Consider the following 23,080-nt stretch of genomic DNA (forward strand, 5'->3'; position numbering starts at 1 on the left):
ACACTCCTCGATCCTGTCCAATAGCCGAGATGAGCCTCCGGATCGGGGGCTGCGGAAGCTTGGGTGCCGCGCAGGCGAGAACCGTAAGGCCCGGGCCGGAGCGCGGTTCGACGGGCTCCACCACGAGACAAACCTCAACACCTTACTCGCCGCAGCACGGCTCGACCTGTAGGCGAAGGTCCAGGGCCTGCTGGCGGAGGTTCATATGCACCCCACGGCAAAGCAACCGCTCTGTGCGACCCGGTGCAACAGTCTATGGTGGACATCGGGATCGGCGGTCGCGGAGGTTCAGGTGCCGCGGAGGCTAAGCCATCGCTCTGAGACCAGCCGGACCAGCTTTCCCGGCCCGAGCCGAACTTAGGGGCGAACCACCACTCCCGGTTCTCCTTTGCCCCTCGTCGTCGATCCATCGCTTCGGCCCGAGCACGCCCGCACGCCTGTGCAGCCATCGCCTCAAGCTCGCGAAATCCTGTCGCCCGTACTGCTATTGCCGCCTCTGATGGGCTACGATCATGCTGAAAGTCGGCGTGTCGACTTTGCCAAGAAAAGCAAGGGACGGAAATGAAGGCACTTGTTCTGGAGCGTGTTCGCGAGCTGTCGTTGAGGGACATCGACTTGCCGCAGGAACTCGGATCCAAGGATCTCAGGATCAAGATCGACACGGTGGGCGTCTGTGGCAGCGACGTCCATTATTATACGCATGGCCGCATAGGGCCCTTCGTGGTGAACGAGCCCATGGTGCTCGGCCACGAAGCTTCCGGCACGGTGACGGAGGTCGGCAGCGCCGTAACGAACTTCGAGGTCGGCGACCGCGTCTGCGTCGAGCCGGGCATTCCTGATCTGGAGTCCCGCGCGTCCAAGCTCGGGCTCTACAATGTCGATCCGAGCGTGAGCTTCTGGGCTACGCCGCCGGTTCACGGTTGCCTGACCGCGTCGGTCGTCCATCCCGCCGCTTTCACCTTCAAGCTGCCGGATAACGTCTCCTTCGCGGAAGGCGCGATGGTGGAGCCCTTCGCCGTCGGCCTGCAGGCGGCGGTCAAGGCGAAGATCGCGCCGGGCGACCTTGGCGTCGTCATCGGCGCCGGTCCGATCGGCATCATGGTGGCGCTTGCGGCCCTTGCCGGCGGTTGCAGCCGCGTGATCGTGGCGGATCTCGTGACGGAGAAACTGCAACAGGCGGCGCGTTATGCCGGCGTCATCCCGGTGAACATCCGCGAGAAGCCGCTGAAGGAGGCGGTTGCGGAGGCGAGCGACGATTGGGGCGCCGACGTGATCTTCGAGGCAAGCGGCAGCGCGCGCGCTTATGAAGGTATCTTCGACCTCGTGCGGCCGGGCGGCTGCCTGGTGCTGGTCGGCCTGCCGGTGGAGCCGGTGCCGTTCGACGTGTCGTCCGCGACGACTAAGGAAGTGCGGATCGAGACGGTGTTCCGCTACGCCAATGTCTTCGATCGTGCGCTTGCGATGATCGCTTCGGGTAAGGTCGACCTGAAGCCACTGATCAGCGAGACCTTCGCCTTCGACGACAGCATCGGGGCCTTTGAGCGCGCCGCGGAGGGACGCCCCGGCGACGTGAAGCTGCAGATCAAGCTCTAGAACAGGGGGTGGCCGGCCTCTGAAGGCCGGCTCACTCTCGCGCCGGCGAGCTTACCGGGGCCAGGGCGTCTCGCGGACCGGGGTTAGCGGTCCCTTGCCGGAGAACCATGTGATCAGATTGTCGACGACCAGCTGGCCCATGGCGCGGCGCGTTTCCGCCGAGGCCGAGCCGATATGCGGCAGCAGGACCACATGCTCCATCGCGATCAGTTCGGCCGGTACCTCTGGCTCGTGCTCGTAGACATCGAGGCCCGCGCCGAGAATGGTCTTGTCGGCAAGCGCCCGGATCAGCGACTGTTCGTCCACGACGCTGCCACGCGCCACGTTGATCAGCACGCCCTCAGGTCCGAGCGCGGCGAGCACCTCGGCGTTCACAAGATGCGTCGTCTCCACGCCACCAGGTGTCACCACGACCAGCACATCCACGGCAGCCGCCATCGCCACGAGGTCGCTATAGAAGCGGAAATCCACGTCGGCCTTGCGGGTGCGGCCGAAATAGGAAATCTCGACGCCGAAGGGCACGAGGCGGTTTGCGATGGCCTTGCCGATGCGGCCGAGGCCCATGATGCCGATCTTACGGTTGCGCAGCGTCGGCGAAAGGGCGAAGGGGCGCTCCGTCCATTTGCCCGCGCGAAGATAGCGATCGGCCTGCGGGATCTGGCGGAGCGTCGCGAGCAGCAGGCCGATGGTGAGATCGGCGACCTCGTCGCTCAGAACGTCAGGCGTGTGCGTGACCATCACGCCACGCCGGGCCGCTTCGGCAGCGTCGATATTGTCGTAGCCGACGCCGAAATTTGCAACGATCTCGAGATTGGGCAGGCGATCGAGGAACGCGCCGTCGATCTGAGTATGGCCGCCGCCGGTCGCGATGCCGCGAATGCTCGGCCCGATATCTCTGATGAAAGCGTCCCGGTCGGCGGCTTCCCAGGGGCGGTGCGCAGTGAAGGCATGATCGAGCTGATCCATGACATGCGGCAGCATGGGGCCGGTAATCAGCACATTGGTGTTCTTGTCGAGCATGGTTCCTCCCCGGTATTGCCCTGCGACTTCTAATCCGGCCTACCGGCTGCCGCTACCCCCGTCCTGAGCTTCCGAACGCGGCGGGTAGGGATGCGCGACCCCATGGATATCCTCCACCGTGCACGCGCCATCTTCTGTCGAAACGTAGTTCGGGCCGACCGGCACCTTGCCGTGGCCGCCCGGGATATCGAGCACGTAGGTCGGCTGGCAGAGCCCGGAGAAGCGACCCCGGAGCGCGCGCATGACCGCCTGTCCCTCGTCGATCGTGGTGCGGAAGTGCGACGTGCCGGGCGCGAGGTCGCCATGGTGGAGGTAATAGGGCTTCACCCGGTTCTCCACGAAGCGGCGCATCAGGAGGCCGAGCACCGCCGGGTCGTCGTTGACCCCGCGAAGCAGCACGGACTGGCTGAGCAGCGGGATGCCGGCATCGGCAAGCGTGGCGAGGGCGGCGCAGGCGGGAGGTGTCAGCTCGCGCGGATGATTTGAATGAACCACGACATAGATTGCCTTGCCCGCGATCCGCAGTGCTGAGGCCATCGCGGCGTCCACGCGGTCGGGAGTGACCACGGGAACGCGGCTGTGCCAGCGCACGACCTTCACGTGCTCGATGGTCGCCAGCCTTTCGCCCAGCTCCGCGATCCGGCGCGGGCTCAGGATCAGCGGATCGCCCCCGGTGATGACGACCTCCCAGATCTCCGGCCGGGCCGCGACATAGGCCAAAGCTTCATCCAGCGTCTCGTCGGAGAGCATCGTCGGCTGGCTCGGGCCGACCATCTCGCGACGGAAGCAGAAGCGGCAATAGACCGGGCAGACATGGACGAGCTTCAGGAGCACGCGATCGGGATAACGATGGACCAGGCCGGGAACCGGGCTATGCGGATGGTCGCCGATGGGGTCGTCGCGCTCCTCCGGCAGATGGTGGAGCTCGGCGGCGTCCGGCACGAACTGGCGGGCAATGGGATCGCCCGGATCGGCGGCGTCGATGAGATCGGCCATGGCCGGGCTGATGGACACGGCATAGCGCGCGGCGACGGCCTCCAGCGCCGGCAGCCGCTCGGGCGCGACGAGGCCGGCTTTCGCCAGATGGGCCGGGCGGCGAAGGGTCCGTCCCGTCACGTCGAACGGCCCGGCATCGCGTGGGAAGGAGTGGCGAGCGGTGTCCAGATCACCTGCTCGATGCGCGCGGCCCCGGTCGCCAGCATGACCAGGCGGTCTAGCCCGAGCGCGATACCGCTCGCCGGCGGCATGGTGGCGAGCGCCTGGAGAAAATCCTCGTCCAGCGGATAGCGCTCGCCGTAGATCCTCTGCTTTTCCGCCATGTCCGCCTCGAAGCGTCTGCGCTGCTCGGCCGCATCGGTCAGTTCGCCGAAGCCGTTCGCCAGTTCCACGCCGCAGGCATAGAGCTCGAACCGTTCCGACAGGCGCGGATCGCACCGTTTGCGACGGGCCAGCGCCGCCTCGCTCGCGGGGTAGTCGAGCAGGATCGTCGGCCGGCCGAAACCGAGATGCGGTTCGATCCGGTCGGAAAGGATACGGCTGAAGATGTCCGACCAGGTGTCGTCGGCAGCCGTGCGGATGCCGATCGCGGCGGCCGCTTCTGCCAGCCGCCCCGGTTCGGGGGCCGCGTCGGCGTGGGCGGGAAGCGTTGCCATCAGGTCGAGCCCGGCGAAGCGGGAGAAGGCCTCCGGCACGGGCAGGCGCTCCGGCTCGGCGAAGGGATCGGCCTCCCGCCCTCGAAAGCGGAAAACGTCGGCGCCCGCCGCTTGCGCCGCCAGCCGCATCAGCGCGGCGCAATCCTCCATCAGCCGATGGTAGGGCTCGCCGGCGCGATACCATTCCAGCATGCTGAATTCCGGATGGTGCAGGGCGCTCTGCTCGCGGTTGCGGAAAACATGCGCCAGCGTGAAGATCCGCTCCTCGCCTGCCGCCAGAAGCTTCTTGCAGGCGAATTCCGGGGACGTGTGGAGATAGAAGGGCGTGCGCGACGCATCGGGGCCGATGAGGTCGGCCTGGAAGGCATGAAGATGCGTTTCGTTGCCGGGCGAAACCTGCAGGGCCGCGGTCTCCACCTCGATGAAGTCCTCGTCCATGAAGAAGCCACGGAGCGCGTTGACGATCCGGTTGCGCGCCAGAAGGAAAGGGCGGCGGTCGGCATGAATATCGCGATGCCACCAGGGTGAAACAGAGGCCATGTCTTCTATCTCTTTACGCGTCGCGCCCTGCAAGAAGGCTGGTCATTCCGCCCGATATCACTATGGTGCGCCCAAACTGCCGGCGGTCCGGGCCGGCTCACAGACATATCGCTTATTGAGGTCAAGACGTGAAGGTTATCGCGAGCTCCATTCGCAAGGGAAACATCCTTGAGCTGGATGGCCAGCTTTTCACCGTTTTGACGGCGGAAAGCTTCTTCCCCGGCAAGGGCACCCCCACGACGCAGGTCGAAATGCGCCGGCTGTCCGACGGCGTGAAGACCGTGCAGCGCTACAAGACCACCGAGCAGGTCGAACGCGCCTATGTCGAGGAGCAGGAATACACCTACCTTTATCAGGATGGTGAAGCCTATGTCTTCATGAACCCGGAAAGCTTCGACCAGATTCCGGTGACCGGCGACGTGCTGGGCGACCAGGCGGTGTACCTGCAGGAAGGCATGGCCTGCCATATCTCCGTCTTCGAAGGCGTCGCCGTGGCGATCGAGCTGCCGCAGCGCGTCACCCTGGAAGTGACGGAGACGGAGCCCACCATGAAGGGGCAGACGGCGTCCTCCTCCTACAAGCCGGCGATCCTCTCCAACGGCGTCCGTTCCGCCGTTCCGCCGCATATCGCGACCGGCACGCGCGTCGTCGTCATGACGTCGGATGGTTCCTACGTCGAGCGCGCCAAGGACTGAGGCGCTCCTTCCCCGGGTTTTTGACAAGGCCGCTCCATTCGGGGCGGCCTTTTGCGTTTGGGCGATCAGCTTTCCGCTGTGTCGCGGGTCAGGCGGCGGAAACTGCTGGCCGTCGCGCCGCCCAGAGCGAGCGCCACGCCCAGCCAGAGCGCGACCTGTGTCTGGTTGTGCGTAAAGAGCCCGAAGATTCCGGCGACCAGCGCCGCGCCGACGGATTGCCCCACGAGGCGTCCCGTTGATTGCAGGCCACTGGCGCCACCGCTGCGGTTGCGCGGCGCGCTGGAAATGATCGCCTTGTTGTTCGGCGACTGGAAAAGGCCAAAGCCGAAGCCGGTCAGCGCCAGCCGCCAGACGATGTCCAGTGTGCTGGGATGCGCCGGCAGCAGCGCCGTCGCGGCAAGGCCGGCGGCCATGAAGGCGAGGCCGATGCCGCCGAGCTTGCCCGGCTCGAACCGGTCGGCGAGACGGCCGGCGATCGGCGCCATCATGGCGGTGGCCAGCGGCCACGGCGTCATCAGCAGGCCGGTCTGCGTGTCCGTCTTTCCCAGGACGTCCTGAAAGAAGAAGGGCAGGGAGACGAAAGCCAGCATCTGAGCGGAGAAGGAGCAGAAGGACGTCGCCATGGAGAGCGCGAAGATCGGCCGGCGCAGGAGATCCACCGGCAGCATAGGCGCTGGAAGGGAAAGCTGACGGCGAACGAAGACGATGCCGATCAGGATCGCCGCGCCGAGTTCCGCCAGCGGTATGGTGAGATCCTGATGATGGCTTAGCCCGTCGATGCCGATGATCAGCAGTCCGAAGGTGAGCGCATTGAGGATCGCGCTCTTCCAGTCGAAGCGATGACTGGAAAGGGGCGTCCGCGGCAGGGTCTTCGCGGCGATGATCAGCGCGAGGATGCCAAGCGGCACGTTGACCAGGAAGAGCCATTCCCAATGCGCGACGGACAGGATCGCCGCGGCGACGCTGGGCCCGGCCGCCGACGAGACGCCAACCACCAGTGCGGTGTAGCCCACGCCTTGCCCGAGCAGTCGCTGCGGGAAGATGAAGCGGACCAGCGCGATGTTGACGCTCATGATGCCGGCCGCGCCGAAGCCCTGCAGCACGCGCGCGAGGATCAGGAAGGTCAGCGAGGTGGAATTGGCGCAGAGGAACGATGCGAGGGTGAAGATCGCCAGGCCCGACCAGTAGATCCGCTTGTAGCCGAGGATTTCGCCCAGCGACGAAAGCGGCAGCAGCGAGACCGTGACCGCGAGCTGGTAGGCATTCAGAACCCAGATCACCTCCGACGAGTTGATCTGCAGGTCCTTGGCTATGGAGGGCAGGGCGACGTTGACGATCGCCCCGTCCAGCACAGCCATGGTCAGGGCGATACCGATCGTGAGGAAGGCGAGACCGCGCTGCGGATTGGGAATGCCGTCTTGCATGAACTTGCTTTTCGTCGGGAGGAACGGGGCGGGCCGAAGATGCCAGGCACGCCGGCAGGTATATCGGTAGCGCCCCCTTTGTACAGACGCGAATGACGGAGCTGCGAGCGGCTTTTCGTCCCGCAGCTGTCCTCTACCGCCTCAATTTTGCATAGCAGCAATCCGCCCATGAGCTTGCTGCGCTGCAACGGAAAATCTATACATGGGGCTCGCCCTTATAGGGCGTTTCCTCCCTAGACTTAGGGCCGCCGGTGCAAACCGTGCGGCCTCTTTTTTTGTCTGTCGTTCAGGCGCGCCGTGTCTGATTGCCGGGCGGGATGACGGGCTTCAGGCCGGAGGTTCAGGCTCGCGTCGTCCGTCCTGCTCACGGTCGCGGCGGTGCGGCGGCATCGGAAGGCCGGGGGAGCACGCCCCGCCGCTGCGGTGGCGCTCCTGCGAAATACCCCTGGCGCCGACCCGGTCAAATGCACGAGAGCGCCCGGCCAGCATGTTCCGCCGCGTCAGTCGACCGTGTCTTCCGCGTTGCTGGCGATCGCCTCCGCCTGGCGGCGGGTCGCGGTCCGGCTCTTCTTCTGCTGCTTGTGGCCGCTGATGTCGGCACCCGCATTGCGGGGGAACTTGAGGTTCCAGTAGGTCGCCAGCAGAGAAATGGCCGTCACGGTCAGGAAGGCCGCGGAGAAATCGGATGGCACCGGGCGGGGATGATCGTTGACAAGCGTGGAAAGGTGAAGCGCGGTCGCCGCGACGCAGATGCCGAAGGACAGCATCAGCTGCTGGAACGTCGTGTAGAAGCTCGTCGCCGAGCTTATCCTGGAGGCCGGGATCTCGTCATAGGCGACGGTGTTGTAGGCCGTGAACTGGAACGACATGAAGAAGCCGCTGACCAGCAGCACCGCGAAAATGACCGAGGACGGCCAGTCCGGCCGGAAGGCGGCGCAGACGGCGTAGCAGAGGCTGGCGATCACGCCGTTCACCACCAGCGATATCCGGAACCCCATCCGCCTCAGGATGATCGGAGCCATGGCCTTCATGCTCATGGAGCCCATGGCGGTGGCAAAGGTTATGAGGCCGCTTTCCGCGGCGGAGCGACCGAAGCCGATCTGCATCATCAGGGGCAGGAGGAAAGGATGCGCACCCTGCGTGATGCGGGTGAGCGAGCCGCCGATCACCGAAAGATTGAAGGTGCGAATCCGCATCAGCGAAAGATCGAGGATGGGCTCCGGGTGTCGCCGTGCGTGCAGCACGTAGAGGATGCCGCTGACGAGGCCGACGCCGATCAGGATCGCGATGTCGGGGCCGCCGCCGTCACGGCTTCCCATCTCGAAGCCGAAGAGCAGCGAGCCCAGCGATACGCCAGAGAGCACGAGACCCAGGAAATCGAAGCGGCCCGGCTTTTCCTCGCGGATGTCCCCGATGAATATCGAAACCAGCGTGATGCCCAGAACGCCGATCGGGACGTTGATGTAGAAAATCCAGCGCCAGTCGAGATAGCTGACGATCAGGCCGCCGACCGGCGGACCAATGATCGGGCCGATAAGGGCCGGAACGAGCAGCCAGGACATGGCGGAGATCATGTCGGACCGCGCCACGCTTCGCAGCAGCACGAGGCGGCCGACCGGCATCATCATGGCGCCGCCGAGCCCCTGAAGGAATCGCGCGAAGACCAGGAAGCCCAGGCTCGGAGCCTGCCCGCACAGGATCGAACCCAGCGTGAAGATGGCGATCGCGATGCGGAAGACGTTCTTGGCGCCGAACCGGTCGGCGATCTTGCCGCTGGCGGGAATGAAGACGGCGAGGCTGAGGAGGTAGGAGGTGAGCGCCACGCTCATATGGGCGGCTGTCACGCCGAAGTCCCGCGCCATGGTGGGCAGGGCCGTCGCGAGCACCGTGGCGTCGAGTTGTTCCATGAACATGGCGCTGGCGATGATCAGCGCGACGGTGCGGAAATTAGACTTTTGTGCAGGCGCTGCGACGGCGCTGAAGACTTGCTCGGACATGATCACCAGCCGCTTCCACGTCGATCGCCGGCGCGGGAGACGAAACGAACGAGGTCGGTCCGGGAGGGCCGATCAATAAGGGGACAGAACCGATATAGGGTGCTTCGTACCTGCGGCAAAGCGCATATCGCACAGGCCTGTCATGTCTTTGCCGGGGGTTCTCCGGCCTCGGTGGCGTGGGCCGGCACGAGAATGGCCCGGAAGCGGCCGTCTCGTCGCAGGAGGTGCCAGAGCGTGCCCGTCAGATGCAGGGCGAGAAGGGCTAGAAGCACGCGCGTCAAGATCACGTGAAGCGTTGCGGCCGTTGGTGAGTGACCGGCCGCCCCGGTGCCGAACACCGGCAGCAGCAGCACGGTGAAGGCCAATCCGCGTTGCGTCCAGCGCGCCAGAGTTTCGCGAGGCGTTCCCGAGGTGGGGCCACCCTCCAGAGAACGGCCGCGCATCTGGAAGAGCAGCATGGCCGCAAGGAAGAACAGCGTGATGCCGCTTACCATGTGAAGCGCTTCCTTCAACTGCTCGCCGAAGGGGATGATGGGGTCGCCCTGGCCGGAAAAGGCCTGCCACAGGAGGCGCATGGAGGCTCGCGTAAACCATTGCACGAGAAGCAGCGCGGCGATGGACCAGTGAAGCGCGATCTCGGCTCCGCTGTAGCCGCGGCCGGACGAGCGCGGCGGGCATTGGCCGGTCAGGCGCATCTCGGCGTCTCCGCGACATGGAAAAGCCGGCGCCTCGTGGAAGCGCCGGCCGGTTCGGGTGGCTCCGCCCGGTCCGGGCGGAGCATGTGTCGGTCCTCAGGCATGCGCCGGGTTGTTGCCCGGTTCCGCCGGAGGCGCTGGCGGGGAGGGCGGCGCCGTCGGCTTGCGTCGGCGGGCGAGCCGTCCGCGGATCAGCACGAAGAACAGCGGCACGTAGAAGATGCCGAGCGTCGTTGCCGCCAGCATGCCGCCGATGACGCCGATGCCGATGTCGTTCTGGCTGCCCGAACCCGCGCCGGTGCTGATCGCAAGCGGCAGCACGCCGAGGATGAAGGCAAGCGAGGTCATCACGATCGGACGCAGGCGCAGGCGTGCGGCCTCCATCGCCGCATCCACGACGCTCTTGCCCTTTTCCTGCTCGTCCTTGGCGAATTCCACGATCAGGATCGCGTTCTTCGCGGCAAGGCCGATGGTCGTGAGCAGACCGATCTGGAAGTAGACGTCGTTGGAAAGGCCGAACACGGTCGCCGCGACGAGTGCGCCCACGACGCCCAGCGGCACGACGAGCATGACCGAGAACGGAATGGACCAGCTCTCGTAGAGCGCCGCGAGGCAGAGGAAGATGACCAGCAGCGAGATCGCGTAGAGGGCAGGTGCCTGGCTGCCGGACAGCCGTTCCTGATAGGACAGGCCCGTCCATTCATGGCCGAAGCCGGCGGGCAACTGGCCCATCAGCTTCTCGATCTCGTTCATCGCATCGCCGGAACTCACGCCCGGTGCCGCCTGGCCCTGGATCTCGACCGCGGAGATGCCGTTATAGCGCTCCAGCCGCGGCGAACCGTAGGTCCACTTGGTGTTGATGATGGCCGAGAGCGGCACCATGCTGTCGCTGGAGTTGCGAACGTACCACTTGTTAAGGTCTTCCGGGTTCATGCGCGACGTCGCATCGCCCTGCACATAGACCTTCTTCACCCGGCCGCGATCGGTGAAATCGTTGACGTAGCTGCCGGCCCAGGCCGTGGACAGGGTGGCGTTCACGTCGGAGAGCGACAGTCCGAGAGCGCCCGCCTTGGCCTGGTCGATATCGACCTGGAACTGCGGCGTGTCGTCCTGACCGCCCGGACGGACGCCGGCCAGCATCGGGTCCTTCGCCGCCAGCCCGAGGAGCTGATTGCGCACTTCCATCAGCTTCTCATGCCCTGCACCGTTCTGGTCCTGCAGGTAGAAGTCGAAGCCGTTGGAATTGCCGAGGCCCTGCACGGCGGGCGGGGCGAGAGCGAAGATCTGCGCCGTCCTGATCTGCGAGAAGGCACCCATGGCGCGGGCGGCAATGGCCTGCGCCTTCTGGTTGGGTTGCTTGCGGACGCTCCAGTCCTTCAGCTTCACGAAGGCGAGGCCGACATTCTGGCCTGTACCGCCGAAGCTGAAACCCGCCACGGAGAAGACGGCGTCGACGTTATCCTTTTCCTTGTTCAGGTAGTAGTCGCGGACCTGGTCGATTACCTTCAGCGTCTGCTGCTGGGTGGAGCCGACCGGCAGCTGGATCTGCGTCATCAGGATGCCCTGGTCTTCCTCGGGGAGGAAGGAGGTGGGCAGACGGACGAACAGGAAACCCAGCACCACGACCAGGATCACGTAGAGAAGGCCGAAGCGCCAGGGCCTGCGGATGATCCCGCCGACGCCGCTGTGGTAGCCGCGGTTCGTCGCCTCGAAGCCGCGGTTGAACCAGCCGAGGGGGCCCCGATGCGTCATGTGCTCGCTGCCCGACTTCAGCAGCGTGGCGCAGAGCGCCGGCGTGAAGATCAGGGCGACGATGACGGACAGCGCCATCGCGGAAACGATGGTGAGGGAGAACTGTCGGTAGATGACGCCGACGGAGCCGCCGAAGAAGGCCATCGGCACGAACACGGCGGAAAGCACGAGGGCGATGCCGATCAGCGCGCCGGTGATTTCCTCCATGGATTTCGCGGTGGCTTCCTTGGGCGACAGCCCTTCCTCGCCCATCACGCGCTCGACGTTTTCTACGACCACGATGGCATCGTCGACGAGCAGGCCGATCGCCAGCACCATGCCGAACATCGTCAGCGTGTTGATGGAGAAGCCGGCCGCCGACAGGATGCCGAAGGTGCCGAGCAGCACCACGGGCACCGCGATCGTCGGGATCAAGGTGGCGCGCAGGTTCTGCAGGAACAGGTACATGACGAGGAAGACAAGCACGATGGCTTCCGCCAGCGTCTTCACCACTTCCTCGATCGAGAGCTTCACGAAAGGCGTCGTGTCGTAGGGATAGACGACCGTCAGACCCTTCGGAAACGACTTCGAAAGGGTCTGGATCTCGGTCTTGACCGCGTCGGCCGTATCCAGCGCGTTGGCGCCGGTGGCGAGGTTCACGGCGAGACCCGTTGCGGGCTTGCCGTTGAACTCGGCCGTGGCGTCATAACTCTCCGCGCCGATCTCGATGCGGGCAACGTCGCGCAGATAGACCGAGGAACCGTTGCTGGCCGTGCGCAGGAAAATACCGCCGAACTGATCCACCGTCTGCAGACGGCTCTGCGCCGTGATGGTGGCGTTCAGCATCTGCTCCTTGGTGGAGGGCGTGCCACCGAGCTGGCCGGCGGAGACCTGCGTGTTCTGCGCTTCCACCGCCGACGTGATGTCGCTCGGCATCAGCCCGTATTTCTCCAGCTTCATCGGGTCGAGCCAGATGCGCATGGCATACTGGGCGCCGAAGACGCGGAGATCGCCCACGCCCTCCACGCGGCTCACCGGATCCTGGATATTGCTGGCGATGTAGTCGGCGAGGTCGGTGGCATCCATGCTGCCGTCCTCGGAAACGAAGCCGGCCACCATCAGGAAGGCGGAGGAGGACTTCGTGACCGTGACGCCCTGCTGCTGCACCGACTGGGGCAGGAGGCTTGTCGCCAGCTGCAGCTTGTTCTGCACCTGCACCTGAGCGATGTCCGCGTCGGCGGCGCTGCTGAAGGTCAGCGTGATGCTGACGCTGCCGCTGGAATCGCTGGTTGACGACATGTACTGAAGGTTGTCGAGGCCCTTCATGTTCTGCTCGATCACCTGGGTGACCGAGGTTTCAACGGTCGCCGCGGACGCGCCGGGATAGGTCGCGCTGATGCGCACGGTCGGCGGAGCGATCGTCGGATATTGCGCGATCGGGAGACGGAGGATGGACAGCGCACCCGCCAGCATGATCACAATCGCGATCACCCAGGCGAAGATCGGCCTGTCTAGAAAGTAACGGACCATGGAGTGGCTTAGCCCTTCGAGGCTGCGGGAGGCTGCGAAGCCCCGGGCTTGGAATCGGTGGAATCGGTGGCGTTGTCGGCTGCCACTTCCTGTGCCTGAACGGTGTCGCCCGACCTGACCTTCTGCAGGCCTTCCACGATGACGCGGTCACCGTCCTTGGCGCCGCTGTCGACCAGCCAGTTGGTGCCGATCGTGCGGCTTACCCGGATGGTCCGCTGCTCGACTTTGTTGTCGGCGGTGACGAAGAGGGCGGTGGCCAGGCCACGCGGATTTCGGGAAACGCCACGCTGCGGAATGAGCAGCCCCTTGTCGTTCACGCCTTCCTGCACGATGCCGCGCACGAACATGCCGGGCAGCAGGATGCGGTCGGGATTGGCGAAGGTCGCGCGAAGCGAAACGGTGCCGGTGCTCTCGCCGACGGTGACGTCGGTGAAGCGCAGCGTACCTTCCTGATTGTAAAGCGTGCCGTCGTCCAGCCGGAGCTGGGCCTTCACGTCATCGTTCTGGCGCTGGAGCTGGCCGCTCTCGAATTCGCGGCGCAGGCGCAGGATCTCGCTCGCCGACTGCGTCACGTCCACATAGATCGGATCGAGCGCCTGGATGGTCGCCAGCGCCGTGGTCTGGTTGGCGGTCACCAATGCGCCCTGCGTCAGCGATGAGGTGCCGATGCGGCCGGAGATCGGGGCGGTGATCTTGGTGTAGTTCAGGCTGATGCGCGCCGTTTCCAGATTGGCCTTGGCGGCGGCGACGTCGGCATTCGCCTGCTCGGCGGCGGCGGACGCGTCCTCGATCGTCTGCTGGCTGACGGCGTTGGTCGTGAGCTGCTTGTAGCGGTTCGACTTGGTCTGCGCGCTGGAGAAGACAGCCTGCGCCTTCTGCTGCGCCGCCTCGGCGCTGTCGAAGGCCGCCTGATAGCTGGACGGGTCGATCTGATACAGAACGTCGCCTTCCTTCACCTCAGAGCCTTCCTCGAAGAGGCGCTTCTGGATGATGCCGTTCACCTGCGGGCGAACCTCGGCGATCAGGCTGGGGGACACCCGGCCGGGCAGTTCGGTCGTGATCTGCACGCGCTGCGGATGAATGGTGACGACGCCGACCTGCTGCGTATGCGCTTGCTGCTGGCCGCCGGCCTGCTGGTCCTTCTTCTGGCAGGCCGCGAGCGACGTGGCGAGGAGCAGGGCGGCAGCACTCCAGACGGCTGACCTTTTCAACGACATCATGTAGGTGGCTCTCCGGGCCCGAGCGTGTGTCCCGATTATCGCAGCAACCCGGAGGTTCGTACGAGGGAAAACTCGGCGGCTGTTTAACAGGAAACGATCTCGTTTCCTTTAATAGTGGTCTGCGCTATCTTTGCAACCGGCAAGCTCAAGAGCCGCCGCTCACAAGCGCGTGCGATACAATAGAAAAATACGACATGGTGGGGAAATGACAAATCCGGATGACGATCCGGCTTCACGGAGCCGGCGTCCACGGCTTTCCGATGAAGAACGGGTCGGTCAGCTCACCGCCGCGGCGCAGGTCGTCTTTGCCGCCAAGGGCTATGGCGAGAGCACCATGGAGGATATCGCGCGCGAGGCCGGGATGGCCAAGAAGACGCTTTATCGATTTTTCGCCACCAAGGGCGCCGTTCTTTCCGCCCTTCTGGAATGCAAGAATCCGGCGGGCAAGGGGCCCGACCTCAGTGAACATGGGGCAGACGGCGAGAGCCGGCTTACCGCCCACCTCTCCGACATCATGAACGTGGTGTTCTCTCCCTCCAACGTCACCCTGCTGCGCGCCCTGATCGGCGACGCGCATATCGAGCCGGAGGGCAGCGACGCCTTCGCCCGAACGATTCTGGAGCCCGGCCCGCTGGATCTCATCCGGCTCCTGGAATTCATCGCCGAGCGCGAGTGCTGGCAGATCGCCGATCCGCGCGAGGCGGCGGACCAGCTGCTTGCGCTCGCATTCGGCGGGCTGCACTTCCGCCTTCTGTTCTCCGACCGGTTCAGGTCGGAAATCCCTGCCGCGAAAGCGCGCCTGCCGCGGATCGTGGCGACCTTCGCCCGCATGTATCGGCGCGGCTGAGCGGTTCACGCCATTTTGGGCCGCGATCGGCCGATCGCTCGAAAGGGCCCCTTACGTCGCCACGGGTTTTCTGCGAGTCTGGCGATCGGCCAAATCGGAGGAAACCATGAAGTCCCGTCTCGTGGCGGCAACGTTCGCCTTGCTTTTCGTGAGCGCCTCGCTCGGCGCCGGCACGGCCGGTGCGCAAACATCGCCGGTCACCAGCCGCCCGGCTCCGATCATGGGAATGCAGACATCCCAGGGCACCGATAATGACAGGACGACCCGGGACAGCTTCATCAGCGGCGACGGCAGCGTGAAGCGCATGGCCGCTGCGGCCCTCCGTCCGACCGAGCGCGGGACGGTCCATCTCGCCCACACGATGGACGGCCAGGACGACAGCGAACTCGGCCGATAGGCCGCGCCCCCTTCTGGTAAAGGGCCGGGCGACACGGCTCGGCCCTTCGCTTTAACTCGGATCAGGCCCCGGAATCAGGCGGTTCCGGTCAGGCGGTCCGGGTAGCGCGGTCCTGCTGTCCCGCTTCGGCGGCAAGGGAATCGCGGATTTCCGCCAGCAATTCGTAAGAACGCAGCCGCTTGGCATGGTCGTAGATCGGCGCGGTGACCATGATTTCGTCCGCCGCCGTCTCCCGGATAAAGGCGGACAGGCCGCGCTTCACCGTTTCCGGCGACCCCACGAAGGCACAGGTCAGCATGCGCGAGGCCTGCGCCTTTTCCGACGGTGACCAATAGCTCTCGATATCGTCGATCGGTGGCTGCAGCTGGCTGCGTGCGCCGCGGAAAAGGTTGGCGAACTGCTGCTGGGCGCTGGTGAAGAGATAGCGCGCTTCCTCGTCCGTCTCGGCGACGGTGACGTTGGCGCCGACCATCGCATGGGGCTTGGAAAGCTGCTCGGAGGCCTCGAACCGCTCGCGGTAGACCTCCAGCGCCTGATACAGGGCGTCTGGCGCGAAATGCGAGGCAAACGCATAGGGCAGGCCGAGCATGGCCGCGAGTTGCGCGCCGAAGAGGCTGGAGCCGAGGATCCAGAGCGGCACGTTCGAGCCGCCGCCAGGCACCGCCTGCAGTGTCTGGCCGGGCTGAACCTCGCCCAGGAAGGCCTGCAGTTCCAGCACGTCCTGGGGGAAATTGTCGGCCGTCGCGGGGTCGCGGCGCAGCGCGCGGAGCGTGCGCTGGTCCGTGCCGGGAGCGCGACCGAGACCGAGATCGATACGACCGGGATATAGCGCTTCCAGCGTGCCGAACTGCTCCGCGATCGTCATTGGAGCGTGGTTTGGCAGCATGATGCCGCCGGAACCGACGCGGATGGTCTTAGTGCCCTCAGCGACATAGCCGATCGCCACCGACGTCGCGGCGCTGGCGATGCCCGGCATGTTGTGATGCTCGGCCAGCCAGAACCGGTTGTAGCCCCATTTCTCCGCATGCTGCGCCAGATCGCGCGCATGATGCAGCGCGTCGGCTGGCTTGGCGCCCTGCACGATAAAGGCAAGGTCGAGGATGGAGAACGGGATCATGTAAGCCTCCGGCCATGCCCCTCGATGATCTCCGCAAGGAGGTCTGTATCTCGGGGCAGGTTACAGTTCGTAACCATCTGGGATGGTCAGCCGGGCTTTGCAATAGCCTCCAGGAACAAGCGCGAAACTCAACCCTTCACCGCGCCGGAGGTGAGGCCCGCCACGATATGCTTCTGCGCCGCGAAGAAGACGATGATCGTCGGCAGGATCGTCAGCGTCACGAAGGCGAGGATCATGTTCCAAGCGCTCGTATATTCGCCCTGATAGAGCATGATGCCGAGCGGCCAGGGATACTTGCTCTCGCTGTTGAGCAGGATCAGCGGCAGCAGGTAGTTGTTCCAGCTGGTGACGAAGGTAACGATGCCGACGGTGGCGAGGATCGGCCGGGACAGCGGCAACGTGATCGACCAGAAAAATCGGATGTAGCTGCAGCCGTCCATCAGCGCCGCATCCAGAAGTTCCTCGGGGATCTGCTTGAAGAAATTTCGGAAGAGCAGGATGCTCATGCCGAGCCCGAAGGCCACCTGCGGCAGCGCCACGCCCCAATAGGTGTCGAGCAGGCCGAGATCGCGGATCTTGATGAAGAGCGGCAGGATCGCGGTCGCCGCCGGAAACATCAGGCCGAGCAGGAAATAGCTGAGCAGGAACTCCGAGCCGAAGAACTTCACCTGCGCGAAGACGAAGGCCGCCATGGAGGCCACCGCCAGCGTCAGCACCACCGTCATGCAGGCGATGATCAGCGAATTCAGCTGCATCTGCCAGTAACGGCCGCTGGCGAGGATCTGGCCGTAAGCGTCGAAGTTCCAGTGCCGGGGCAGGCCGAACGGATCGGTGCGGAGTTCGCCGACGCTCTTGAAGCCACCAAGCGCCGTGGCGACCAGCGGGATCAGGACGATGCCCGCCATCAGGATCAGCACGCCATAGACATAGATCGGGCGGAGGTTGAAGGGGCGGCGCGACGTGTTAACGCTACTCATTGCGCATGAACGCCTTCTTGTAGCCGAACGCGAAGATCACGCAGATCAGGAACAGGGTGACGCCGACCGCGCTGCCGAAGCCGATCCGCATGCGGGTGATCCCGTAGGAATAAAGATAGGTCACCATGGTCTGCGTGGAGTCGGAGGGGCCGCCCCGCGTCATCGGCATGATCAGGTCGAAAAGCTGCATCGAGCCGATGACGGAGAAGAACACCGTCAGCACGATGGTGGGTTTCAGCAGCGGCAGCGTGATGCGCCGGAACATCTGGCCCCGCGTCGCCCCGTCGATCTCCGCCGCCTCGTAATAGGAGCGGTCGATCGATTGCAGCCCGGCGATATAGAGCATCATGTGAAAGCCGAAATACTTCCAGACGATGACGACGATGATCGCGTACATCGCGAGATTGCGGTCGGCGAGGAGGTAGACCGACTGAAAGCCAAGCCCGTGCGCCAGCGATGCGACGAGGCCGTAATCGCCGTCATAGACGAACCGCCAGATCATGCCCGCCGCGATTTCCGCCAGGACGTAGGGCAGGAAGAAGATCATGCGGAAGGCAACCGCGCCGCGAATGCGCTGGGCCAGCAGCGTCGCGAGCCAGAGCGCCAGCGGCAGCTGCACCACGAGCGAAACGACGATGATGAGGACGTTGTTGGTGAGCGCCGTTCGGAACGCGTGCTGCTTCAGAAGCAGCAGGTAGTTCCGCATCCCCACGAAATGGTCGGGCCTGCCGTAGCCGTTCCAGTCAAAGAAGGAATACCAGCCGGCCTGAAGGATCGGGATTACCACGAACAGGGTGAAGAGCAGCAAGGCCGGCGGCAGGAAGAGCACAAGCACCGTCCAGTTGCTGCCGATCCTGCCCTGCCGCGCGGAAAGCGACCGCCCGCCTAGCGTCCCCTGCTTGATTGTTTTCGGAACCGCGTCGCTGAAGGCCATTCGCCTGCTCCAAGCCGAACCGGATGAACGGCGGACGGTGCGGCCGTCCGCCACGATCGGAGATCGTTCGCGCGATCAGTGCTCCATCGCCCAGGCGTCCTGCACGGCCTGGGCGGCTTCCTTCGGCGTGGTCGCGCCGGAAGCGAGGTCTGTCGTGACGTCGTTGACCACGCGGCCGACATTGGGACCGAGGAACTGGTCGTAGAAGATCTGGTGATAGGTGGAGTGGGTGAGGTCGTCGGCGATCTTCTTGTAGATCGGGTTCTGCATCTCGTCCGACGCGCCCTTCATCACCGGGATGAAGAAGCCATGGTTGGCCATGTATCTCTCATGGTCGAGCGTGACGAAGAACTTCAGGAAATCCACGGTTTCGGGCGGGGCGTTCTTCGTGACGAGCCAGCCGTTGACGCCGCCAAGCGTATCCGTGGGCTTGCCCGCTCCGTTCTTGACGGCCGGGAACTCCATCATGCCGAGATCGGCATCGGAGATGCCCTTGCCATTGGCCGCGCCAGACTTCTGGCTGGTGTAGAGCCAGTCGCCCATCAGCTCCATCGCGCCCTTGCCGTCGCCAAACTGGCCGTAGGCGTCGGGGGCGGTGGCGCCGAGATAACCGGGCTGGAAGGGCTGCAGGTCGGTCAGTTGCTTCATCATCTCGCCTGCCTTGACGAAGGTCTGGCTGGCGAAGCCGTCGCCCTTGCCGGCCATGGCGTCCTTGAAGGCCTGCTCGCCGCCGATGCGCAGCGCCAGGTCGGACCAGTAGAAATGCAGCGGCCACTTGTCGGCCCCGCCGGCGATGATCGGGGTGATGCCGGCCGCCTTGATCTTCTTCACCGCCGCGAGGAAATCGTCCCAGGTCTTGATGGTGGTGGGATCGACGCCGGCCTTCTGCATCAGCGGCTTGTTGTAGAAGAACGCGACTTCCGAGGCGAGGTGAGGGATGCCCCACTGCTTGCCGTCGCGATTGAAGGCGGTCCAGAAGGTCGGGTTGAACTGGTCGGAATAGCTCTTGTCGACGTCGGCCGTGATGTCCTTGATCACGCCGGCCTTGATCTGCTCGTCGAGAACGCCGCCGCCCCAGGAATAGATGATGTCGGGCGCGGACTTGGACTGCAGCAGCGTGGTGAGCTTGGCCTTGTAGGCCTCGTTCTCCAGGTACTGCATGTCGATCTTCACGCCGGGATGAGCCTTCTCGTACTCATCCGCCACCTGCCGCCAGTAGGCGACGATAGGCGGGTTTTGCTCCAGATGCAGCCAGTGGACCGTGGTATCCGCCAGCGCCGCCGTGGAAACCATCAACGTTCCGGCCAGCATTCCGGCGATCGCGCCGACATGGGCCAGCGTGCGAACGGCGCGTCGGCGCCCCAAGCTCTTCAGCATGCGTTCCTCCCGGGCAGCCGCATCGAGGCAGCTTTATTTTTGTATGCGGATTTAAGCTGTCCCTAAGTTTCCGGCCTGTCAAGCTGGGCAGATCCGGCTTCTTCGCTGCGTGTGCGCTATCGCGGTGCAGCAATCCACCGGATTCGGAGGAAATTTCGGCAGGCGATCCGTGGCCGCATCCGGCGCTTGACAGAGGCCGCATCCGGCGAATTTATTACGTGGCCGGGATTAATGATCCTGCCCGGCAGCCAGCAGGTTCCTGAATGAAGACGGCCGACCCCGAACTGATGCGGGCGATCAATCGCTTCCACGTGCTGGATACGATCAGGCGGCATGGGCCGATCGCGCGGGTCGAGATCTCGGAGCGGACGGAGCTCAGCGCGACCACCGTCTCGCAGATCACCGGCCTGCTGATCGAGGAGGGCCTGATCGCGCCCCGGCAGGTGGGCGATATCAGGAGCACGGCGCGGGGCCGCCCCCGTGTGATGCTGGAGCTCAACCCGGACGCGGCGCGTGTGGTCGGCGTGAAGATCGGCGCGCATCGCATCGTCGCGGTCGTCACGAACTTCCTGGGCGACGTGCTGGCGAGCCTCACCTTGCCCGTGCGGGTGGAAAGGCAGCCCCCCGGCGTCGTCGCCGACCTGGTGGAAGACGCGATCCGGCGTTGCGTCGCCGATGCGAGGCTGTCGCTCAAGGAGATCAACAGCGTCTGCGTCAGCCTGCCCGGCGTGGTGGAGCATGGCAGCGGCCTGATCCGCTACAGCCCTGTGCTGCGCAAGTCGCCGACGGGGTTGCGCGATGCGCTGCTGGCCCGCCTCGACCTTCCCGTGCTGATCGAGAGCGACGCCAATGCGGTGACCGTCGCCGAGCACTGGTTCCGCCTCTGTCGCGACCTCGACAACTTCCTCGTCGTCACGCTGGAGCAGTCGATCGGCCTCGGCGTCATGCATGAAGGACAGATCTATCGCGGCGCGCGCGGCATCAGCTTCAATCTCGGCGACCTCGTGACCTCGTCGCCCGGCAGCGCCGCCATCTCGCGGCTGGCCGATTTCGCCGCCGAGCCCGCCATCCTCGCGTCCTGCGGCGAGGACCCGCAACTGATCGACGCCGCACGGCTCGGTCGCGGCCTCGCGCATCTGATGGGGAAGGGCGGCGTGCTGGAAGCGGAGCGCCCGTCCTACCGGCAGGCGGCGGCGACGGCGGGCCGTGCCATCGGGCTCGCGGTCGCCAATCTCGTCACGCTCTTCGCGCCGCCTCGCGTGGTGCTGGTCGGCAGCAGCCTGGCGCTCGGCGAGGATCTCGTCGGCAGCCTGCGGCAGGCCCTGGCGCGCGCCGTGCCGCCTTACCTTTCCGACGTGACGGAGCTCGTCACGGACGACATGGACGACAGCGCCTGGGCGCGGGGCGCTGCGGCGACCGCGCTTCGGGAACTCTACGGCGCCCCTTGGGGCACCACAGGACCCGCCAGAGGTCCGGCCCCCATCAATCATCAGGAGGAAACCGCCCCATGGACAGGGTCGCGATTGGAATAATCGGCTGCGGCAACATTTCGGGTGCCTATCTCAAGGCCGCGCAGGGCTTTCCCGTGCTCGATATCCGGGCCGTCGCCGACGCGATGCCGCAGGCGGCAGAGGCGAGGGCCGCCGAGTTCGGGCTGAAGGCGACCGGCGTCGACGAGCTTCTGGCCGATCCCGCGATCGAGATCGTGCTGAACCTGACCGTCCCGAAGGCCCATGTCGAAGTCGGCCTGCGGGCGGTCGAGGCGGGCAAGCACGTCTATTCCGAAAAGCCGCTCGGCATCGCGCTTGCCGATGCGCGCCGGCTGGTTGAGCGGGCGAAACAAAAGGGCGTCCGCGTCGGCTGCGCGCCCGATACCTTTCTCGGCGGCTCGCACCAGACGGCGCGTCGGCTGGTGGACGAGGGGGCGATCGGCCAGCCTGTCGGCGGCACTGCGACCTTCATGTGCCCCGGCCACGAGCGCTGGCACCCCAATCCCGCCTTCTATTACGAGGAAGGCGGCGGTCCCATGCTCGACATGGGACCTTATTACATCACCGATCTCGTCAACCTGCTGGGGCCGGTGTCGCGTGTCGCCGGCCTTGCCACCACGCCGCGCCGCGAGCGGGAGATCGCCAGCGAGCCGAAGCGCGGCGAGCGCATCCCGGTTCATGTGCCGACGCATGTGACCGGGCTGATGGAATTCGCCAACGGCGCGGCCGTGCAGATCGGCATGAGCTTCGATGTCGCCGGCCACAAGCATGTGCCGCTTGAGCTCTACGGCACCGAGGGGACGCTGATCGTGCCGGATCCGAACTATTTCGGCGGCCAGATCCAGGAGATGAAGAAGGGCGGCGAGTGGACGGATGTCGCGACCCACATGCCCTATGCCGACGGCAATTACCGCAGCATCGGGCTCGCCGACATGGCGCACGCGATCCGTGGGCATCGCCCGCATCGCGCCAATGGCGACCTCGCGCTGCATGTGCTGGAGGTCATGGAAGCCTTCGGTCGCTCCTCCGAAGAGGGGCGCCACATCGCCATCGAAAGCCGCCCCGAGCGGCCGGAAGCACTGGGCCGCAATCTCGTCGACGGCCGCCTCGGCTGAGCCGCCGCTCAAATCAAGGGAGGAAAGCATGCAGCAGGAAGCGTTGATCGTCTGGGGCGGCTGGAGCGGGCACGAGCCCGAGCAGGGCGCCCGCGTCGTGGAAGGCATGCTGAAGGAGGCGGGCTTCAAGGTCTATGTGGAGAACACGACGGAGGCCTTCGCGGATCCCGCCATCCAGGACATGAGCCTAATCGTCCCGATCTACACGATGTCGAAGATCGAAAAGGAGGAGGTGGCGATGCTCACCAAGGCCGTGGAAGGCGGCGTCGGTCTCGCCGGCTGGCACGGCGGCATGGGCGACGCCTTCCGCGAGGCGGTGGACTACCAGTTCATGGTCGGCGGCCAATGGGTCGCGCATCCCGGCAACATCATCGATTATCGCGTGGACGTGACCCGGCCCTACGACCCGATCATGCGGGGCGTCCAGAGCTTCCCCTACCATTCCGAGCAATATTACATGCATGTCGACCCCTCCAACGAGGTGCTCGCCACGACGCGGTTTTCCGGCGAGCATGCCTGGTGGATCGACGGGGTGGTAATGCCGGTGGTGTGGAAACGGAAGCACGGCAAGGGCCGCGTCTTCTATTCCTCGCTGGGCCACGTGGCGTCCGAGTTCGACGTGCCGGAAATGCGTACGATCTTCCAGCGCGGCATGCTCTGGGCGGCGCGCAGGCCGGAAGAGCAGGGCGAAACGGCGCGGGCCGCCGAGACCGTTCCGGCTGCCTGAAC

The 23,080-nt window shown here is 65.2% G+C and carries 19 protein-coding genes; 7 read left to right on the forward strand and 12 right to left on the reverse strand.

All coding sequences use genetic code 11. The features are described from left to right. Nucleotides 1-561 precede the first annotated feature (561 nt). Entirely contained in the window at nt 562-1,593 is a 1,032-nt protein-coding gene (locus BMY25_RS17230; protein WP_092498859.1) for an NAD(P)-dependent alcohol dehydrogenase, read from the forward strand. Between the two features lie 51 nt (nt 1,594-1,644). Here the strand turns inward: BMY25_RS17230 and BMY25_RS17235 are convergent, their stop codons facing one another. The 3 genes from BMY25_RS17235 to epmA are packed head-to-tail and all read right to left on the reverse strand — an operon-like array spanning nt 1,645 to nt 4,805. Then, nucleotides 1,645-2,613: a 2-hydroxyacid dehydrogenase gene (locus BMY25_RS17235; RefSeq protein ID WP_092498861.1), complete on the reverse strand. Its 969-nt coding sequence runs from the start codon at nt 2,611-2,613 to the stop codon at nt 1,645-1,647. A gap of 39 nt (nt 2,614-2,652) precedes the next feature. Next, on the reverse strand, nt 2,653-3,729 hold the full coding sequence (locus BMY25_RS17240; protein WP_092498863.1) for a lysine-2,3-aminomutase-like protein: 1,077 nt from the start codon (nt 3,727-3,729) through the stop codon (nt 2,653-2,655). Next, nucleotides 3,726-4,805: an EF-P lysine aminoacylase EpmA gene (epmA, locus tag BMY25_RS17245; RefSeq protein WP_092498865.1), complete on the reverse strand. Its 1,080-nt coding sequence runs from the start codon at nt 4,803-4,805 to the stop codon at nt 3,726-3,728. The genes BMY25_RS17240 and epmA overlap by 4 nt, the downstream gene beginning before the upstream one ends. Nucleotides 4,806-4,933: 128 nt before the next feature. On the opposite strand from epmA, the gene efp reads away from it, so the two are divergent. Then, nucleotides 4,934-5,500, forward strand: a complete 567-nt coding sequence (gene efp, locus BMY25_RS17250; protein ID WP_092498867.1) for an elongation factor P — start codon at nt 4,934-4,936, stop codon at nt 5,498-5,500. 65 nt (nt 5,501-5,565) lie between these two features. Here efp and BMY25_RS17255 read toward each other — a convergent pair whose 3' ends face one another. The 5 genes from BMY25_RS17255 to BMY25_RS17275 form a co-directional block, all read right to left on the reverse strand. Beyond that, nucleotides 5,566-6,924 (reverse strand): MFS transporter, encoded by a 1,359-nt coding sequence (locus BMY25_RS17255; protein ID WP_092498869.1) that lies wholly within the window; start codon nt 6,922-6,924, stop codon nt 5,566-5,568. Between the two features lie 500 nt (nt 6,925-7,424). Then, the gene (locus tag BMY25_RS17260) at nt 7,425-8,921 is read right to left on the reverse strand and encodes a DHA2 family efflux MFS transporter permease subunit (protein WP_092498871.1); all 1,497 of its coding nucleotides are present in this window, start codon (nt 8,919-8,921) and stop codon (nt 7,425-7,427) included. 140 nt (nt 8,922-9,061) lie between these two features. After that, nucleotides 9,062-9,616 (reverse strand): cytochrome b/b6 domain-containing protein, encoded by a 555-nt coding sequence (locus tag BMY25_RS17265; RefSeq protein ID WP_092498873.1) that lies wholly within the window; start codon nt 9,614-9,616, stop codon nt 9,062-9,064. 96 nt (nt 9,617-9,712) lie between these two features. Then, on the reverse strand, nt 9,713-12,877 hold the full coding sequence (locus BMY25_RS17270; protein ID WP_092498875.1) for an efflux RND transporter permease subunit: 3,165 nt from the start codon (nt 12,875-12,877) through the stop codon (nt 9,713-9,715). Between the two features lie 8 nt (nt 12,878-12,885). Continuing rightward, a complete protein-coding gene (locus BMY25_RS17275) occupies nt 12,886-14,097 on the reverse strand; it encodes an efflux RND transporter periplasmic adaptor subunit (RefSeq protein WP_304529035.1) in 1,212 nt (403 codons plus the stop codon). Between the two features lie 205 nt (nt 14,098-14,302). Here BMY25_RS17275 and BMY25_RS17280 point away from each other — a divergent pair, with 205 nt between their 5' ends. Then, nucleotides 14,303-14,944, forward strand: coding sequence for a TetR/AcrR family transcriptional regulator (locus BMY25_RS17280; protein ID WP_092498877.1), 642 nt, complete (start codon nt 14,303-14,305; stop codon nt 14,942-14,944). A 106-nt stretch (nt 14,945-15,050) separates the two neighbouring features. Beyond that, entirely contained in the window at nt 15,051-15,341 is a 291-nt protein-coding gene (locus tag BMY25_RS17285; protein WP_092498879.1) for a hypothetical protein, read from the forward strand. A gap of 88 nt (nt 15,342-15,429) precedes the next feature. On the opposite strand, the gene BMY25_RS17290 is transcribed toward BMY25_RS17285, so the two are convergent. The 4 genes from BMY25_RS17290 to BMY25_RS17305 all read right to left on the reverse strand — a co-directional run bounded on the left by BMY25_RS17290 (nt 15,430) and on the right by BMY25_RS17305 (nt 19,746). After that, complete coding sequence (locus BMY25_RS17290) at nt 15,430-16,458, reverse strand: LLM class flavin-dependent oxidoreductase (protein ID WP_092498881.1); 1,029 nt, start codon at nt 16,456-16,458, stop codon at nt 15,430-15,432. A gap of 128 nt (nt 16,459-16,586) precedes the next feature. Further along, nucleotides 16,587-17,435 (reverse strand): carbohydrate ABC transporter permease, encoded by an 849-nt coding sequence (locus BMY25_RS17295; RefSeq protein ID WP_092498883.1) that lies wholly within the window; start codon nt 17,433-17,435, stop codon nt 16,587-16,589. Further along, a complete protein-coding gene (locus BMY25_RS17300; protein WP_092498885.1) occupies nt 17,428-18,369 on the reverse strand; it encodes a carbohydrate ABC transporter permease in 942 nt (313 codons plus the stop codon). Before BMY25_RS17300 ends, BMY25_RS17295 begins: the two co-directional genes overlap by 8 nt. Nucleotides 18,370-18,444: 75 nt before the next feature. Then, complete coding sequence (locus BMY25_RS17305; protein ID WP_092498887.1) at nt 18,445-19,746, reverse strand: ABC transporter substrate-binding protein; 1,302 nt, start codon at nt 19,744-19,746, stop codon at nt 18,445-18,447. A 263-nt stretch (nt 19,747-20,009) separates the two neighbouring features. Between BMY25_RS17305 and BMY25_RS17310 the strand changes: the two genes are divergently transcribed. The 3 genes from BMY25_RS17310 to BMY25_RS17320 are packed head-to-tail and all read left to right on the forward strand — an operon-like array spanning nt 20,010 to nt 23,078. Then, nucleotides 20,010-21,278 (forward strand): ROK family transcriptional regulator, encoded by a 1,269-nt coding sequence (locus BMY25_RS17310; protein WP_092498889.1) that lies wholly within the window; start codon nt 20,010-20,012, stop codon nt 21,276-21,278. Continuing rightward, entirely contained in the window at nt 21,254-22,351 is a 1,098-nt protein-coding gene (locus tag BMY25_RS17315; protein ID WP_092498891.1) for a Gfo/Idh/MocA family protein, read from the forward strand. Before BMY25_RS17310 ends, BMY25_RS17315 begins: the two co-directional genes overlap by 25 nt. A 28-nt stretch (nt 22,352-22,379) precedes the next feature. Next, nucleotides 22,380-23,078, forward strand: coding sequence for a ThuA domain-containing protein (locus BMY25_RS17320; RefSeq protein WP_092498893.1), 699 nt, complete (start codon nt 22,380-22,382; stop codon nt 23,076-23,078). Nucleotides 23,079-23,080: the final 2 nt, after the last annotated feature.

Origin of the sequence: Faunimonas pinastri (assembly GCF_900110915.1) — a bacterium.
Classification (GTDB): Bacteria; Pseudomonadota; Alphaproteobacteria; order Rhizobiales; family Afifellaceae; genus Faunimonas; species Faunimonas pinastri.

Excerpts from the sequence above, each read along its gene's own strand:
- BMY25_RS17230 (WP_092498859.1), top strand. The coding sequence starts at position 562 with ATGAAGGCACTTGTTCTGGAGCGTGTTCGCGAGCTGTCGTTGAGGGAC.
- BMY25_RS17235 (WP_092498861.1), bottom strand. The coding sequence starts at position 2,613 with ATGCTCGACAAGAACACCAATGTGCTGATTACCGGCCCCATGCTGCCG.
- epmA (WP_092498865.1), bottom strand. The coding sequence starts at position 4,805 with ATGGCCTCTGTTTCACCCTGGTGGCATCGCGATATTCATGCCGACCGC.
- BMY25_RS17255 (WP_092498869.1), bottom strand. The coding sequence starts at position 6,924 with ATGCAAGACGGCATTCCCAATCCGCAGCGCGGTCTCGCCTTCCTCACG.
- BMY25_RS17260 (WP_092498871.1), bottom strand. The coding sequence starts at position 8,921 with ATGTCCGAGCAAGTCTTCAGCGCCGTCGCAGCGCCTGCACAAAAGTCT.
- BMY25_RS17265 (WP_092498873.1), bottom strand. The coding sequence starts at position 9,616 with ATGCGCCTGACCGGCCAATGCCCGCCGCGCTCGTCCGGCCGCGGCTAC.
- BMY25_RS17270 (WP_092498875.1), bottom strand. The coding sequence starts at position 12,877 with ATGGTCCGTTACTTTCTAGACAGGCCGATCTTCGCCTGGGTGATCGCG.
- BMY25_RS17275 (WP_304529035.1), bottom strand. The coding sequence starts at position 14,097 with ATGATGTCGTTGAAAAGGTCAGCCGTCTGGAGTGCTGCCGCCCTGCTC.
- BMY25_RS17280 (WP_092498877.1), top strand. The coding sequence starts at position 14,303 with ATGACAAATCCGGATGACGATCCGGCTTCACGGAGCCGGCGTCCACGG.
- BMY25_RS17285 (WP_092498879.1), top strand. The coding sequence starts at position 15,051 with ATGAAGTCCCGTCTCGTGGCGGCAACGTTCGCCTTGCTTTTCGTGAGC.
- BMY25_RS17290 (WP_092498881.1), bottom strand. The coding sequence starts at position 16,458 with ATGATCCCGTTCTCCATCCTCGACCTTGCCTTTATCGTGCAGGGCGCC.
- BMY25_RS17295 (WP_092498883.1), bottom strand. The coding sequence starts at position 17,435 with ATGAGTAGCGTTAACACGTCGCGCCGCCCCTTCAACCTCCGCCCGATC.
- BMY25_RS17300 (WP_092498885.1), bottom strand. The coding sequence starts at position 18,369 with ATGGCCTTCAGCGACGCGGTTCCGAAAACAATCAAGCAGGGGACGCTA.
- BMY25_RS17305 (WP_092498887.1), bottom strand. The coding sequence starts at position 19,746 with ATGCTGAAGAGCTTGGGGCGCCGACGCGCCGTTCGCACGCTGGCCCAT.
- BMY25_RS17310 (WP_092498889.1), top strand. The coding sequence starts at position 20,010 with ATGAAGACGGCCGACCCCGAACTGATGCGGGCGATCAATCGCTTCCAC.
- BMY25_RS17315 (WP_092498891.1), top strand. The coding sequence starts at position 21,254 with ATGGACAGGGTCGCGATTGGAATAATCGGCTGCGGCAACATTTCGGGT.
- BMY25_RS17320 (WP_092498893.1), top strand. The coding sequence starts at position 22,380 with ATGCAGCAGGAAGCGTTGATCGTCTGGGGCGGCTGGAGCGGGCACGAG.